The 16,018-nt window shown below is 63.1% G+C and carries 14 protein-coding genes; 8 read left to right on the top strand and 6 right to left on the bottom strand.

The features are described from left to right. Positions 1-7: 7 nt before the first annotated feature. The 8 genes from trbE (at position 8) to FHS82_RS19410 (ending at position 7,977) form a co-directional block, all read left to right on the top strand. Complete coding sequence (trbE, locus tag FHS82_RS19445) at positions 8-2,464, top strand: conjugal transfer protein TrbE (RefSeq protein WP_166956017.1); 2,457 nt, start codon at positions 8-10, stop codon at positions 2,462-2,464. After that, positions 2,461-3,240 (top strand): P-type conjugative transfer protein TrbJ, encoded by a 780-nt coding sequence (gene trbJ / locus FHS82_RS19440; protein WP_137388818.1) that lies wholly within the window; start codon positions 2,461-2,463, stop codon positions 3,238-3,240. Before trbE ends, trbJ begins: the two co-directional genes overlap by 4 nt. 10 nt (positions 3,241-3,250) lie before the next feature. Continuing rightward, positions 3,251-3,538, top strand: a complete 288-nt coding sequence (trbK-alt, locus tag FHS82_RS19435) for a putative entry exclusion protein TrbK-alt (protein ID WP_166956014.1) — start codon at positions 3,251-3,253, stop codon at positions 3,536-3,538. A gap of 3 nt (positions 3,539-3,541) precedes the next feature. Beyond that, positions 3,542-4,900: a P-type conjugative transfer protein TrbL gene (trbL, locus tag FHS82_RS19430; protein ID WP_166956011.1), complete on the top strand. Its 1,359-nt coding sequence runs from the start codon at positions 3,542-3,544 to the stop codon at positions 4,898-4,900. After that, positions 4,897-5,586, top strand: coding sequence for a conjugal transfer protein TrbF (gene trbF / locus FHS82_RS19425; protein WP_166956008.1), 690 nt, complete (start codon positions 4,897-4,899; stop codon positions 5,584-5,586). The genes trbL and trbF overlap by 4 nt, the downstream gene beginning before the upstream one ends. Further along, entirely contained in the window at positions 5,583-6,566 is a 984-nt protein-coding gene (gene trbG, locus FHS82_RS19420; protein ID WP_166956005.1) for a P-type conjugative transfer protein TrbG, read from the top strand. Before trbF ends, trbG begins: the two co-directional genes overlap by 4 nt. Before the next feature lie 68 nt (positions 6,567-6,634). Next, positions 6,635-7,759, top strand: a complete 1,125-nt coding sequence (locus FHS82_RS19415; RefSeq protein WP_377700254.1) for a TraB/TrbI/VirB10 family type IV secretion system protein — start codon at positions 6,635-6,637, stop codon at positions 7,757-7,759. Further along, on the top strand, positions 7,756-7,977 hold the full coding sequence (locus FHS82_RS19410) for a DUF2274 domain-containing protein (protein WP_010395145.1): 222 nt from the start codon (positions 7,756-7,758) through the stop codon (positions 7,975-7,977). The genes FHS82_RS19415 and FHS82_RS19410 overlap by 4 nt, the downstream gene beginning before the upstream one ends. Positions 7,978-8,005: 28 nt before the next feature. Here the strand turns inward: FHS82_RS19410 and FHS82_RS19405 are convergent, their stop codons facing one another. The 6 genes from FHS82_RS19405 to kdpB form a co-directional block, all read right to left on the bottom strand. Then, the gene (locus FHS82_RS19405) at positions 8,006-9,049 is read right to left on the bottom strand and encodes a LysR family transcriptional regulator (protein ID WP_010395146.1); all 1,044 of its coding nucleotides are present in this window, start codon (positions 9,047-9,049) and stop codon (positions 8,006-8,008) included. Between the two features lie 103 nt (positions 9,050-9,152). Further along, entirely contained in the window at positions 9,153-9,605 is a 453-nt protein-coding gene (locus FHS82_RS19400) for a PTS sugar transporter subunit IIA (protein WP_010395148.1), read from the bottom strand. A gap of 46 nt (positions 9,606-9,651) precedes the next feature. Further along, positions 9,652-10,347 (bottom strand): response regulator transcription factor, encoded by a 696-nt coding sequence (locus FHS82_RS19395; protein WP_003168927.1) that lies wholly within the window; start codon positions 10,345-10,347, stop codon positions 9,652-9,654. Beyond that, positions 10,344-13,049: a DUF4118 domain-containing protein gene (locus FHS82_RS19390; protein WP_343042629.1), complete on the bottom strand. Its 2,706-nt coding sequence runs from the start codon at positions 13,047-13,049 to the stop codon at positions 10,344-10,346. Before FHS82_RS19390 ends, FHS82_RS19395 begins: the two co-directional genes overlap by 4 nt. Before the next feature lie 57 nt (positions 13,050-13,106). Further along, entirely contained in the window at positions 13,107-13,679 is a 573-nt protein-coding gene (gene kdpC, locus FHS82_RS19385; protein WP_003168929.1) for a potassium-transporting ATPase subunit KdpC, read from the bottom strand. A 72-nt stretch (positions 13,680-13,751) separates the two neighbouring features. Further along, complete coding sequence (gene kdpB, locus FHS82_RS19380; RefSeq protein ID WP_010395158.1) at positions 13,752-15,821, bottom strand: potassium-transporting ATPase subunit KdpB; 2,070 nt, start codon at positions 15,819-15,821, stop codon at positions 13,752-13,754. Positions 15,822-16,018: the final 197 nt, after the last annotated feature.

Genomic DNA, 16,018 nt, shown 5'->3' with positions numbered 1-16,018 from the left:
ACCGCCCATGATGAACCTAGCTGAATATCGCCGCACTGCCAGCCGCCTGGCGGATTTCCTGCCTTGGGCGGCTCTGGTGGGCCAGGGCGCCGTCCTCAACAAGGACGGTTCGTTCCAGCGCACCGCACGCTTCCGCGGCCCTGACCTCGACAGTGCCGTTGCGGCCGAATTAGTCGCGGTCGCGGGACGCCTCAACAACGCCTTCCGTCGGCTCGGCTCCGGCTGGGCGATCTTCGTTGAAGCGCAACGGCACGAAGCCTCGACCTATCCCGAGAGCCGTTTTCCCGATCCAGCGTCGGCCTTGGTCGATGCCGAGCGCAAGGCGGACTTCGAGGAAGCCGGCGCCCATTTCATTTCCGGCTACTTCCTCACCTTCACCTATCTCCCGCCGGCCGAAGATGCGGCGCGGACTGAAGCATGGCTCTATGAGGGACGCGACCGAAGCGGCGTCGATCCGCATGAGGTCCTGCGCGGCTTCATCGATCGCACCGACCGGGTGCTGTCGCTGCTCGATGGCTTCATGCCGGAATGCGGCTGGCTCGATGACGCCGAGACGCTGACCTATCTGCATTCCTGCGTTTCAACCAACCGTCATCGGGTGCGGGTCCCCGAAACGCCGATCTATCTGGATGCGCTGCTCGCCGATCAGCCGCTCACCGGCGGGCTTGAGCCCCGTCTGGGACATTCCAATCTGCGCATCCTCACTATCGTCGGCTTCCCCACCGCGACGACACCCGGAATCCTAGACGAGCTGAACCGTCTTGCATTCCCCTATCGCTGGTCGACACGGGCAATCCTGCTCGACAAGTCCGACGCCACCAAGCTGCTGACAAAGATCCGGCGGCAATGGTTCGCCAAACGCAAATCCATCGCCGCAATCCTGAAAGAGGTCATGACCAACGAGGCGTCCGCCCTCGTTGACACCGACGCAGCCAATAAGGCCGCAGACGCCGATCTCGCACTTCAGGAACTAGGGGCCGACTATGCCGGCCAGGCTTATGTCACGGCGACCATCACCGTCTGGGACAACGACCCGCGGATCGCTGACGAAAAGCTGCGTTTGGTCGAGAAGGTGGTGCAGGGCCGCGACTTCACCGCCATGCCCGAGACCATCAACGCCGTAGACGCATGGCTCGGCTCGCTGCCGGGCAATGTCTACGCCAATGTTCGGCAGCCGCCGATTTCCACGCTCAATCTCGCCCACATGATCCCGCTTTCAGCGGTGTGGGCGGGGCCGGAACGGGACGAGCACTTCGGGTCGCCCCCCTTGCTGTTCGGCAAGACCGAAGGAAGCACCCCGTTCCGGTTTTCCCTTCATGTCGGAGATGTCGGCCATACGCTCGTCGTCGGTCCGACTGGCGCTGGAAAGTCCGTGCTGCTGGCGCTGATGGCGCTCCAATTCCGCCGCTACGAAAACTCACAGGTTTTCGCTTTCGACTTCGGCGGCTCCATTCGGGCCGCCGCATTGGCAATGGGCGGCGATTGGCACGACCTTGGTGGTGACCTGACAGACGGCGCCGAATCTTCCGTGTCGCTTCAGCCCCTCGCGCGTGTCCATGACGTTCCCGAACGCGCCTGGGCCGCTGACTGGCTCATCGCCATCCTCATGCGCGAAGGCATCCAGATCACGCCGGAGGTCAAGGAACACCTCTGGTCCGCCTTAACGTCGCTCGCCTCTGCCCCTGTCCAAGAACGGACCATCACCGGCCTGTGCGTGTTGCTGCAATCGAACGATCTCAAGCAAGCCTTGCGGTCCTATTGCGTCGGCGGGCCTTATGGTCGGCTTCTTGATGCCGAGAACGAGCATCTTGGGTATGCAGCAGTGCAGGCCTTCGAGATCGAGGGCCTTGTCGGCACAGGCTCAGCGCCCGCCGTTCTCGCCTATCTCTTTCACCGCATCGGCGACCGCCTCGACGGATCACCCACACTGCTGATCATCGACGAGGGCTGGCTCGCCCTCGATAACGAAGGATTCGCAGGTCAGCTCCGCGAATGGCTGAAGACCCTTCGCAAGAAGAACGCATCGGTCATCTTCGCCACCCAATCCCTCAGTGACATTGATGGCTCGGCGATCGCCCCGGCCATCATCGAAAGCTGCCCGACGCGGCTGCTGTTGCCTAACGAGCGGGCGATCGAGCCCCAGATCACCGCAATCTATCGTCGCTTCGGATTGAATGATCGGCAGATCGAGATCCTCGCGCGGGCCACCCCGAAGCGAGACTATTACTGCCAGTCGCGACGCGGCAATCGCTTGTTCGACCTGGGCCTCTCCGAAGTGGGGCTCGCGCTTACCGCAGCTTCTTCCAAAACCGATCAGACGGCCATCGCCAGGATTTTCGCCGAGCATGGGCCGGACGGATTCCTCCCCGCATGGCTGCGCCTGCGCGGCGTCGACTGGGCCGCCGACCTTATCCCCGACCTCGCCAATCTCGTTCCCCCAGCCCCCAAGGAGACTACGTCATGACCATCCATCGTTCCCGCTCGCGCGCACTATTCATGGCCGCGACAATGCTGGCGATGCCTGTCGCCCTGTCGCCGATCTTCATCTCTCCGGCGCATGCTCAATTTGGCTTCGGACGGATCGTCTATGATCCGTCCAATTACGCGCAGAACGTTCTCACTGCCGCGCGCACGCTGGAGCAGATCAACAACCAGATCACACAGCTCCAGAATGAAGCGCAGATGCTCATCAATCAGGCGCGCAATCTCGCGAGCCTGCCGCATTCCTCGCTCCAGCAGCTTCAACAGGGCTTTCAGCGCACGCAACAGCTTCTGAGCCAGGCTCAGAACATCGCCTTCGATGTTCAGAGCATCGATCGGGCCTTTCAGCAACAATACGGCAATGTCTCACTTTCGACGACGGAACAACAGCTCGTCGCCGATGCGCGCTCACGCTGGCAGAACACCGTGGGCGGACTGCAGGACGCCATGCGCGTCCAGGCCGGCGTGGTCGGCAACATCGACACGAACCGCGCCGAAGTTTCGACGCTGGTCGGCCAAAGCCAGGGGGCGACAGGCGCGCTCCAGGCGACCCAGGCCGGCAACCAGCTTCTCGCTCTCCAGTCGCAGCAGCTCTCCGATCTTGTCGCATTGCTTGCGGCCGATGGACGTGCCGGGGCGCTGACCGAAGCAGAAAGGGCTGCCGCAGCCGAACAGGGGCGCGAACAACGCCGCCGGTTCCTGACGCCTGGCTCCGGCTATCAGCCCGGCAACGCCCAGATGTTCAACAACGGCAACTGAGGGCGCGAGCATGGATGGCAAGCTGCTGGCACGGCTCGGCGCGGTCGTCTTCGTCGCCATCGCGATCACTGCGACGGCGATCGAGATGACCCGGAAGGAGGAAGCTCCCGCAGAGGAGCCCGCGCGTCTCGCAGAGCCCGTGCGCGATCCCCTGCGCGAGGCTCAACGCCGGTGCCAGCAGCTTGGTCAGAGCGCCGCAAGCGATGCGGACTGCATGCGCGTCTGGGCCGAAACCCGCGACCGCTTCCTCGGCCGTGCGCCGGCGCCCACAGCCCCACCTCAGAATGAAGGACAGTGATCCATGGGCGGCACCGGCGTCATCGACACATTCCTCGGGACCTTCACCCGCTACATCGATTCCGGCTTCGGCCTGCTTGGCGGCGAAGTCGCCTTCATCGCCACAACCCTCATCGTCATCGACGTGACGCTGGCAGCGCTCTTCTGGTCCTGGGGAGCTGACGACGACATCATCGCGCGCCTTGTAAAGAAGACACTTTTCGTCGGCGTCTTCGCCTACATCATCGGCAACTGGAACAATCTGGCGAACATCGTCTTCGACAGTTTCGCCGGTCTCGGTCTGAAGGGTTCGGGCACCAGCTTCACCGTTCAGGATCTTTTGCGCCCCGGCAAGGTGGCGCAGACCGGCCTTGATGCCGCCCGTCCACTGCTCGAATCCATTTCCGATCTGATGGGGTGGATCGCCTTCTTCGAGAACTTCATCCAGATCGCCTGCCTGCTGTTCGCATGGGCTCTGGTGCTTCTCGCCTTCTTCATCCTGGCCGTGCAGCTCTTCGTAACGCTGATCGAGTTCAAGCTCACGACGCTTGCCGGCTTTGTGCTGATACCCTTTGGGCTGTTCGGCAAGACCGCCTTCATGGCCGAGCGCGTGCTGGGCAATGTCGTGTCATCCGGCATCAAGGTCCTGGTGCTTGCCGTCATCATCGGCATCGGATCGACCCTCTTCTCCCAGTTTACCGCTGGCTTCGGCGGCGAGACCCCTACGATTGACGAGGCCATGGCCGTGGTCCTCGCTGCGCTTTCGCTGCTCGGCCTGGGAATCTTCGGTCCTGGCATCGCCAGCGGCCTAGTCTCAGGCGGTCCGCAGCTCGGCGCCGGCGCCGCAGTCGGCACGGGGCTTGCCGTCGGCGGCACGGCGCTGGCCGCAGGTGGTGCAGCGGGCTTGGCCGTCAAAGGCGGCGCCGCCGCCATGTCCGGTGGAGCCGCCGCCGTGCGTGGTGGCGCTGCCGCTGCCGGCGCTGCATCCTCGGCCTACAGTCTCGGTTCTCTTGGTCAGACTGGCGCGTCGGGCGTGGCCTCGGGCCTCGGAGGCGTCGCACGCGCAGCAGGTTCGGCTGCCGCATCGCCGCTCAAGCGCGCCGCAACGAAAGCTGGCGAAAGCGTCAAGTCCAGCTTCACCGAAGGCGCGAAGGCCGGTTTCGGAGCCACCGGCGGGTCCTCGACCATGGGGACCATCGGCGGCGCCGGCGCTGCCCACGCTTCCGCCAGCCCTCCGCGAGATGGAGCCCCTGACTGGGCAAAGCGCATGAAACGCAGCCAGGCCCTCAGCCACGGCGTCTCAGCGGCCGGTCACGCCGTGCGCTCCGGCGACAGCCATGGCGGCGGCTCTTCCGTCAACCTTTCTGAAAGTGATCGCTCATGAGCCTCTTCAAACGACCCGCTACCCACTATGGCAAGACACCCGAGCCTGAAACACCATATCAGAAGGCTGCTCAGGTCTGGGACGAACGCATCGGCTCGGCCCGCGTGCAGGCGAAGAACTGGCGCTACATGGCGTTCGGCAGCCTGATTCTCACAGCGGGGTTTGCCGCAGCCCTGGTCTGGCAGTCAGCACGCGGGACCGTCGTGCCTTGGGTCGTGCAGGTCGATAATCTCGGCCAGGCGCAAACCGTCGCGCCAGCCTCCGCGAACTATCGGCCCAACGACCCTCAGATCGCTTTCCACCTTGCTCGCTTCATCGAACAGACCCGCGCGATTCCGTCTGACGCCATCATCGTGCGCCAGAACTGGCTTCGCGCTTATGAATGGACCACTGATCGCGGCGCCGCAGCGCTGAACGATTACGCCCGCTCCAACGACCCCTTCACACGGGTCGGCCGCCAGCAAGTCGCCGTAGAAGTCTCAAGTGTGATCCGGGCTTCCCCCGATAGCTTCCGTGTCGCCTGGACAGAGCGTCACTATGAAAACGGCCAGCTCGCCCGGACAGAACGCTGGACCGCCATCCTGACCATTGTCATCCAGACGCCGCGCGACGCAGAACGCCTCCGCGCCAATCCCCTGGGTATCTATGTCAATGCCATCAACTGGTCGCGGGAGATGAGCCAATGAGCCGCCCTCCGATGAGCAAATCCGCGTTTCAGGGTTTCCCCAAATCTGGCCTGGCGGTCGTTCTGCTTTCCGCGACCGTACTTGCCGGTTGCGCGACCAATCGGCCGCCGCAAACCAGTTACGACTCGGACGTGCCGCCGCTGCCCGCCGTGCCGGCAGTCGTCGCGGACGCGCAGCCGAGGCCATTGCATGTCCCTCCGGCATGGACGCCGGCAAGAGGGGGAACAGCCGCCAACACCCCGGAGGGACGCGTCCAGAACGCCAACTCGGCCGCCCGCGTTCAGCCTCGCCGCGAAGGCTATTTCAACTCGATCCAGATCTATCCGTGGAGCGAAGGCGCGCTCTATCAGGTCTATGCCGCGCCCGGGCAGATCACCAATATCGCGCTGGAGCCAGGGGAGAGCCTGACAGGGGCCGGTCCCATCGCCGCCGGCGACACGGCACGATGGATCATCGGCGATACCGAAAGCGGCAGCGGCGCGACCCGTCGCGTCCATATCCTCGTCAAACCAAGTCGCGCTGACATCACGACCAACCTCGTCATCACGACCGATCGGCGGGTTTACATGATCGAGCTGCGCTCCGGCGAAGCGCCCTATATGCCCGCCGTCGCTTGGGCCTACCCGCAGCCGCCCGCAGGTCAGAGGCAGAGCGTCCCGACGACGCCCGTCATCCCCGTCGCCTCGGCGCGCAACTATCGCTACGGCTTGACCGGCGATTCACCGCCCTGGCGGCCGGTGTCGGTCTATGATGACGGACGGCGGGTCTATGTCGAGTTCCCGCGCGGCATCGTCCAGGGCGAGATGCCGCCGCTCTTCGTCATTGGTTCCGATGGCGAAGCGCAGATCGTCAACAGCCGCATTTTCCAGCACATCCTGATCGTCGATCGCCTCTTCGGCGCGGCCGAGTTGAGACTTGGCAGCGGCGACCGCCAGCAAACCGTCAGGATTGTCCGTACCGACGGGAGGCCAGCGTCATGAGCAACAAGGAAGATAACCGCGATGATAGCCTGGCGCCCGCCGGTCCCACTGTCGAGTCAAACTCGACCATGCCGCTGCGCGCTGAGCCTCCGCGCGTCACCCGGCTGTCCCGCAAGGTATTGGCTGGTGTCGGCCTCGTCGCCAGCATCGGCATCGGCAGCGCTCTGATTTATGCGTTGCAGACGCGCCAAGGCGGGCCTGGCAACGAGGAGCTCTATTCCACGGAGAACAGAACTACTGCCGATGGTCTTGCGGGACTGCCGCGCGACTATACCGGACCGGTCCTCGGCCCGCCTTTGCCGGGCGATCTCGGCGGTCCGATCCTCGACGCCCAGAACCGCGGCCAGCCCGTCGTGCCGCCAGCAATGGTGACACCTCAGGTCGATCCCGAGGAGCAACGTCGTCTCGCCGAGGAAGAAGCTGCCCGAACGAGCCGGGTGTTCTTCCAAACCGGACCCGGAACGGGCGCGCCGCCCGCAAGCCCCGGCATGAGCAATCCGTCACTGGCGGGCCTCGGTCTGCCGGGGCAGGTTGGAACGCCAACCGCCCAAGACCGGCAGAGCGCTTTCCTCAATGCCGCCGTCGATCGGCGAACGGTGTCGCCAGATCGCGTCATGGCGCCGGCATCTCCCTATGTGCTTCAGGCCGGCGCAGTGATATCCGCAGCCCTCATCACCGGCATCCGCTCCGACCTTCCCGGCCAGATCACCGCCCAGGTGACCGAGCACATCTATGACAGTCCGACCGGCCGCACCCTGCTCGTCCCCCAGGGCACGCGCATCATCGGCGAATACAGCAATGATGTCGGCTTCGGACAGCGCCGCGTGCTGCTGGTCTGGAACCGGCTGATCTTGCCGAACGGGCGCTCTATCGTCCTGGAACGCCAGCCCGGCGCCGACACGCAAGGTTATGCCGGCCTTGAGGACGGCGTCGACTACCATTGGTGGGACCTTGCGAAAGCCGCCGGGTTGTCGACACTTCTCGCCGTGGGCGCCGAGCTCGCGGTCGATGATGAGGACCGCCTGATCCGCGCGATTCGCGACGGAGCCCAGGACACCATCAATGACGCGGGCCAGCAGATCATCCGTCGTCAGTTGCAGGTCGCGCCCACGCTAACAATCCGGCCGGGATTCCCGGTCCGCGTGATTGTCACTCGCGACCTGGTGCTCGAACCCTACGGAGCAGCGCAATGACCAAACTGAAGCTCGGCCCAATCGAAGAGGATAAGCCGGTGAAGATCACGCTCGACCTGCCAGGCGCTCTTCACCGTGACCTCAGTGCCTATGCGGAGGCGCTCGGCCGTGAATCGGGCCAGCCCGTCAGCGACCCCAAAAGACTCATTGTACCGATGCTTGAGCGGTTCATGGCGACGGACCGGGGGTTCGCCAAAGCGCGCCGAAATCGCGAGTGATCGCGGCACCGACTGCGGTTAGGCGAGATCAGATGAGCCGCCGCGGACGTTCCCCAGAGTCTTTGGACGCCAGTCTCGAGGCCAGCGAGAGAAAACGCCGAAGTGACGGGTTATCCCGGCCGGGTGCCCAAACTGCGCTGAACGGCACTATGTCTTCGTCCTCGACCAAAGGTCGCAGTACGAGCCGAGGGATAGAGACAAAGCGCCAACCGGCCGACACAACGGTTATGCCCCTGCCGATTGCGACCATATTCATCAAGGTCTCCTGGTTGCAGGGCATGATCTCGATCGCAGGATAGGTGCTGTAGTCCGCCAGCCTACGAACGATGTAATCATGCACTTCGAGCCCCGGCGCGCATTTTGTCGCTAGGAATTTCTGGTCGCGGAGCCACGACCATTCGACCGATTCACGCTCGGCTAGATGATGATCCGCCGAGAGCGCAACATGCACTCGTTCCTGCCAGAGTTCGGCTGTTTCACAATCGGCGATCGCGCCATTCCCGGTGATAAAAGCGATATCCAGTTGTCGCGCCCGCAGTGCGGCGACGTGTTCAGCCCGTCCCCCATCTCTGATCTCTATGGCCACCTCTGGATGTAGCAAGGCATACTTTTCGATGAGCTCCCTCAGAAACCCGCCCGCAAGCGACGTCAGAACACCGATGCTCAGGCTGCCGTTTTCGCCGCGACCCGCCGCGCCGGCGGTTTGGGTCGCTCGCATGATCTGGTCAATCGCTGGACGGACGGCGGCGACAAATTGCTCTCCGGCATGCGTCAGGCGAATCCCGGAAGGGCATCGCTCGAAGAACGAAACGCCCACCACATCCTCAATGCGTTGCACGCCCCGGCTCACTGTCGCCGGATACTGGCCCAACGCCTCCGCAGCGCGCCGAAAGGAGCGGTAGTCCGCCGCCGCCACGACATACTGAAGCGAGCTCAGGTCAAACGGGATCTTCGCGGACACAGGAGGAAAAGAAGGCCCCTCTGAGTCCTGGTTTTCCTCCTCCATCCACTCGACCTTCAGTCTGTCGGCGGAGGAAGCGATAACTCCCTCAAGACCATTGGCCTTGGGCAACGGTCCCCTTTGAAAAAGACAACTACGATCTGTCCCGGTCCCGCCTTTCGGGCGAAGCCAGCGACTTCCGCGACCTCTTGTCGATCCGGTCGTCGGAAACTCCTCATACCGGCTGCTCTACCAGGACCGAATACGCGGCAGTCGCGGTCTTCGCGCCGCGCAGCATTTTCATGACCTGCTCATCGCGGGTCCGGCGTGCGACCGCGGCGAGAATCTTCAGGTACTCGTTGCTGCCGTCGGGGGCCGAGAGCAGGAGAAAGACAACGTCGACCGGAAGGTCGTCCACTGCCTCGAATTCAATGGGCTTCTTCAGCACCATCAGCGCGGCGAAGGATGCCTGAAGTCCCGGAACCGGCGCATGAGGCATGGCGACGCCATGGCCGATGCCGGTCGAACCCAGACGCTCGCGCCCTAGCAAAGCTGTATGGATCGTTTCCTCAGTCAGCCCGGTGCGGGCGGCCGCATGCGCGGCCAGCTTCTTGATCAGGACGGCTTTTGTCGAGATGGATAGATCAAGGATCACGTCCTCTGGTGCGATGGCAGATGACAGGTTCATAGGAGTACTCACGTTAAGTCGCCCGCCCGTGGACGAGCGCGCGTGGTCACTGCTCCGGCTCACGGAGGCGGTAACCGACACCAGTTTCAGTAAGGATATATTGCGGCTGATCGGGCGTGGCCTCGATCTTCTGCCGCAACTGGCGGACATAGACCCGCAGATATTGGACATCGGTCGAGCCGCCCCACACATGCTTGAGGATGTGCTGGTGCGTGATGACCTTGCCAGCGTGCTGCACGAGAATGCGCAGGATTTCGTATTCCTTGGGTGAGAGCTTCACCTCCTTGTCTGCGACCTTGACGATCCGCTTCACCAGGTCGACCGAGAGATCGCCGACCTGGAATATCGGGCGTTCGCCCTGCTGCTGGAGCTTGTGCCTGAGCGCCACCCGAATGCGCGCCGCCAGCTCGCGCATCCCGAATGGTTTGGTGAGATAGTCATCGGCACCCAGTTCCAGCGCCTTGACGATGCCCGTTTCATCGGTCCGGCTGGAGAGGATGACGATCGGCAGTTCGACAAGCTCGGCCCGCCACCTTTCAAGCAGCTCATGGCCGGAAATATCGGGCAGCCCGAGATCAAGCAGAATGAGATCGGGCTTTTCCTCTGTGAGCAGCGCGACGGCGTCCTCGCCGTTTGCAGCCTCGACCATGGCATAGCCCTCGGCTGTCAGGCCGACGCGCAGAAGTTTCCTGATCGGCGGCTCGTCATCGACGACGAGAATCTTGACTACGGACGTACTCATATCCTTCCTTCCAAAGTCGAGGGCTCCGGTCCGATCGGAAACCGCAGCGTGAAAATGGCGCCGGGTCTGTCGGCCCGGTTGGTCGCGAAAATCGTTCCGCCCATCGCCTCGACAAATCCCTTGCAGATGGAAAGTCCAAGCCCGGTTCCAGCCTGGACGTGGTCCTTCTTCCGGACGCGATAGAAACTGTCGAAAATCCTGGTTAGATCGTCGGGCGGAATGCCGGGCCCTTCATCGACTACCTGCAATGTGACGTGGCTCTCGTCGGCCCACGCCCGAAGCCCGATCCGCGACCCTGACGGTGCGTATTTGCGGGCATTGTCGAGCAGATTGAACAGCACTTGCTCGAACAAGACCGGATCGAGCCGGACCATCGGCAGATCGGGCGGCACGGCAAGGTCGACCCTATGGAGAGCCAAAATCTTCTCAGCTCGGCGCAGGGCGCTGCCGACGCTGTCGCCGATGAACAGTGGCGTCAGCGATACCGCCGCAGCGCCGGATTCCAGCCGGGTCATGTCAAGCAGGTTCGCGATGAACCGATTGAGCCTTTCGGCCTCTTCGACAATCGTCGTCAGCAGTTCCACCCGGCCGGAGTCCGTCAGGGATGTCGAATAGTCTCTCAGCGCTCCCGCCGAACCGAGGATCGACGCCAAAGGCGTCTTGAGGTCATGCGATAGTGACGTCAAAAGCGCGGAGCGCAGCTTGTCCGCCTCGGCGGCCAGACGCGCATTGTCGACATCCGCGACAAGTTGGATCCGCTCGATCGCCAGAGCAGCCTGATCCGCCAGAGAATCGAAAAGCCGCTGTTCTGCGGGCGTCAGAACCGGCCCTTGCTTGTCATTGTCCAGACCGATGACGCCGACCCGTGTTCTGCCGGTCTTCAGAGGGAGGTAAAGGCGCTTCGCTCCCGGCAGCGTATCCGCCCCACGCCCTGCAGGCTTGTCATGCTCCCAGGCCCACTGGGCCGCCGCAATATCGGCATCGTCGAGCGTGTCATCGGGCGGGAAACCCGCCTGGACCGCGATACGGCCGTTCTCAGGCAGCAGAGCGACGACCCTGACCTGAAGCATGGAAGCGATCTGATAGACCGTGGCCCAGAGAACGTCACCCAAGGTCCCGGCGCCGGCGAGCTTCTTGCTGAAGAGATAAAGGCCCTCGGTCGTTTTGGCCCGCTGGCGCGCCGTCACGGCTTGCCTTTGCACCCGGCCCGCCAGATTGCTGGCAACAACCGCAACGCCGAGAAAAAACGCGAAGGCCACGACGCTCTCGGGATCGCCGATATCGAGCGTGTAGCGCGGTTCGAGGAAAAAGAAGTTGAAGACTAGCGCGCCCAATACGGAAGCGAACAGCGCCGGCCAGAGGCCGCCGCCCATCGCCGAGGCCAGCACGGCCATCAGAAAGACGAGGGCGATGTTGCGGACATCCAGAAAGCGCGACAGCGCCGTTCCAATACCCAACGCCATGGCGACGTAGAGCGAACTCCACAGATAGTTGCCGAAGTCGACTCGTCGTTTGGGTCGCGCGCTGACTGTCGCTGGAGATCGCGTTTCCTCGCCGTTGCCCGGCGAGATGACATGAACGCTCACATCCGTCTTGGCGCGGATCAGATCATGCGAAACGGAGCCCGCGAAGATCTCTCGCCACCTGGGCGAGGTCGGCATGCCGACGATGACGTGTGTGTAGTTGTTGGTGGATGCGTAGGTCAGAATTTCTTGCGCGACGTTCTCGCCGGGCAAGGTAACCGCTTCGGCTCCGAGCTGCTCAGCGAGACGCAAGGCGCTGGCAATCTTGTCCTTATCCTGCTCGGAGAGTCGGGCGTCCTTGCTCGTCTCGACGTGAACCGCGGCCCATGGCGCACGAAAGCGGTCCGCCTGACGCCGGCCATAGCGCACAAGCGCCATCGCTCCAGGGCGTTCGTTGATGCAAACCAGGACGCGTTCGCCGGCCGACCACGGCCCGGCGATCGCATGCGCCTGCATGTGCGTCACCAGTTGATCGTCAACGCGCTGCGCTGTCCGCCTAAGCGCAAGTTCGCGCAGCGCGGTCAGGTTGCTCGGCGAAAAGTAGTTCTGCGTCGCACGCTTCGCGGTCTTGGGCAGATAGACCTTGCCCTCGTTCAAGCGCTTGATCAGGTCGCCCGGCGTGATGTCGATGATTTCGATATCGTCGGCGCGGTCAATGATCGAATCCGGAACGGTCTCGCGCACCCGTATCCGTGTGATCTGCGCCACCACGTCGTTGAGGCTTTCGACGTGCTGGATGTTGAGGGTGCTGTAGACGTCTATGCCGTTCGCGAGCAGTTCCTCGACATCGAGATAGCGCTTCGGATGGCGACTGCCCGGCGCGTTGGTATGGGCGAGCTCGTCCACCAGGACCAGCGCCGGCTTGCGCGCCAGAATTGCGTCGATATCCATCTCATCGAGCACATGCCCTCGATACGGCACAGTGCGGCGCGGAACGATCTCGAACCCCTCGACCAGAGCCTCGGTCTCCGCCCGCCCGTGGGTCTCGACCACCCCGATGACAACATCGACGCCGTCTGCGCGCTGGGCCCGGCCCGACATGAGCATCTCGTACGTCTTGCCCACACCCGGCGCCGCCCCAAGAAAGATCTTGAGGTGGCCGCGCGTCTCCCGTTGCGCACTTTCCAGCAATGCATCGGGCGATGGACGGCTCTGCTCTCGTATTGGGTCGTCAGACACTTCATGACTCCGGATCAACGGTCAGGACGGCTATTATAGCCGTCCTGACAACTTCATTCAGCCTCTATTGGCGCTGTCGAGCGCCAGGTTCAGCTTGAGAACGTTGACCACGGGTTCTCCCAGGAAGCCGAGTATGCGCTGCTCGACGTGCTGATCGACCAGTACGCGCACCGTGGCCTCATCGATGCCGCGCGCTCTGGCGACACGGCCCACCTGGAAGTAGGCGGCCTCAGGCGTAATATGGGGATCGAGGCCGCTGCCAGAGGCCGTAACAAGGTTCATGGGGACCGCTGCGCCACCGTTCGCGGCCCGCTGAGCCTCAGTATCGGCTGCGACGCGATCACGAAGCGCCTGGCTGGTGGGGCCAAGATTGGAGCCGCTGGAAGCGCCAGCATCGTAGCCATCTGAACCGGCAGCCGAAGGACGCGGGTGGAAGTAGCGCTCGCCGGCAAAGTTCTGGCCGATGAGTTCGGAGCCTATGACCACGCCTTCACGTTCAATGAGGCTCCCATTGGCCTGTTGGGGGAAAATAGCTTGCGCGATACCGGTCACGCTAAGGGGGTATATGAGACCGGTTATGACGGTTAGTGCGACAATAAAGAAAATCGCGGGTCTGATTTGCTTGAGCATCGTTTCTGTCCTGAATGGTCCGCTGCTGATGGATATCGCTTCGCGGATTGTGTCTCTGGTGACCGCTTTCGACTAAACGAGGCCAGCGGCTGTGATGGCCATGTCGATGAGCTTGATACCGGCGAAGGGCACGAGAATGCCGCCCAGCCCGTAAATCAGGAGATTCCGGGACAGCAGCGAACCGGCTCCGATCGCACGATACTTCACGCCTTTCAGCGACAGCGGGATCAGCGCCACGATGATAAGGGCATTGAAGATGATCGCCGACAGGATAGCGCTCTGCGGTGAAGCAAGGCCCATGATGTTGAGCTCACCAAGCTGCGGATAGAACGCCAGGAACATCGCCGGGATGATCGCGAAATACTTCGCGATATCGTTGGCGATCGAGAACGTCGTCAGCGCGCCGCGCGTCATCAGCAATTGCTTGCCGATTTCCACGATTTCGATCAGCTTGGTCGGATCGCTGTCGAGATCCACCATGTTGCCGGCCTCGCGGGCGGCGACCGTGCCGGTGTTCATGGCGACGCCGACATCCGCCTGGGCGAGCGCCGGGGCGTCATTGGTGCCGTCGCCGCACATGGCGACCAGCTTGCCCTTGGCCTGTTCCTCACGGATCAGCGCCAGCTTGTTCTCCGGCGTCGCCTGCGCCAGGAAGTCGTCGACACCGGCTTCGGCAGCGATAGCCGCCGCGGTCATCGGGTTGTCGCCGGTGATCATCACCGTGCGAATGCCCATGCGGCGCAGCTCGGCGAACCGCTCCTTGATGCCGCCCTTGACGATGTCCTTGAGATAGATGACGCCGAGGAGGCGGCCATCCTTCACCACGGCAAGCGGCGTGCCGCCTGCCTTGGCGATCTCGTCGGCGATAGCCTGGAGCTCACGGACGCTCTCACCGGACGCACGCGGGCTGCCGGTCGCGACCGTGGAGAGTTCCACATGCTTCAAGACCGCATCGACCGCGCCTTTACGGACGGACGAGCCCTCCAGGTCGACGCCGCTCATACGGGTCTGCGCCGTGAACGGGACGAATGTCGCGTTGAGGCTCGCCATGTCGCGTGCGCGGATGCCGTATTTTTCCTTGGCGAGCACGACGATCGAGCGGCCTTCAGGGGTCTCGTCGGCAAGCGAAGCAAGCTGCGCTGCATCGGCGAGTTCCTTTTCGGTGACGCCCCGGATCGGCCGGAACTCGCTCGCCTGACGGTTGCCGAGCGTGATCGTGCCGGTCTTGTCAAGCAGCAGCGTGTCAACGTCGCCGGCGGCTTCAACGGCGCGGCCGGACATGGCCAGAACATTGAAGCGGACCAGACGGTCCATACCGGCAATGCCGATGGCCGACAGCAGCGCGCCAATGGTGGTCGGAATCAGCGTGACGAACAGGGCGACCAGAACGATGATGGGAACATACCCGCCCGCATAGGTCGCGAAGCTCGGGATGGTCACCACGGCCAGTACGAAGATCAACGTCATTCCCGCAAGCAGGATGTTGAGCGCGATCTCGTTCGGCGTTTTCTGGCGTTCGGCGCCTTCGACCAGAGCAATCATCTTATCGATGAAGGTCGAGCCGGCCGCAGCCGTGATCCGGACCTTGATCCAGTCGGAAAGGACCTGGGTGCCACCCGTGACGGCAGAGCGATCCCCGCCAGACTCGCGGATGACCGGAGCTGACTCGCCCGTAATCGCCGCTTCGTTCACCGAGGCCACACCCTCAATGACTTCGCCGTCAGATGGGATGATGTCGCCCGGTTCAACGAGAACGACGTCACCGACCTTCAGCGTGGCGCCCGGCACCATTTTGTAGTCGGAGCCGCCGTTCGAGAGCAGCTTGGCCTGGGTCTCCGTGCGGGTTCGCCGAAGCGATTCAGCCTGCGCCTTGCCGCGTCCTTCGGCCACGGCCTCTGCGAAATTGGCGAAGAGCACGGTGAACCAAAGCCACAGCACGATCTGCAGAGAGAAGCCGACGCTTTCGGCTCCTGTAGCAATGTCCTTGAGCAGAAGCACCGTCGTCAGGACCGACACGACGGCGACGACGAACATGACCGGGTTTTTAGCGAGGCTTTTCGGATTCAGTTTCCGAAACGCATCCCCTATGGCCGGAACGAGTATGCGAGCGTCCAGCATGCTCGCGGATTTGGACTGGTTCATAAGAAACTCCAGCGAGTTTGTTCTTGGGGGCCAACCACTCGGTCACGCCGCCGCGAGCAATTCAGTGATAAGTTTGGCGAGGAGCACCACGCCCCCCAAAGCCAGTGTCATGCCGAGAATGATCGTCGATGCCCTGGGCGGTCTGGCCGCCCCTCGCTCCTGAAGCCAGGAGCGAGGGTTCACGACAAATCGGATCG

This window comes from Pseudochelatococcus lubricantis (assembly GCF_011762225.1).
Taxonomy (GTDB): Bacteria; Pseudomonadota; Alphaproteobacteria; order Rhizobiales; family Beijerinckiaceae; genus Pseudochelatococcus; species Pseudochelatococcus lubricantis.
Note: the sequence above shows the minus strand (reverse complement) of the source record. Positions and strands in the feature narration are given on the sequence as shown.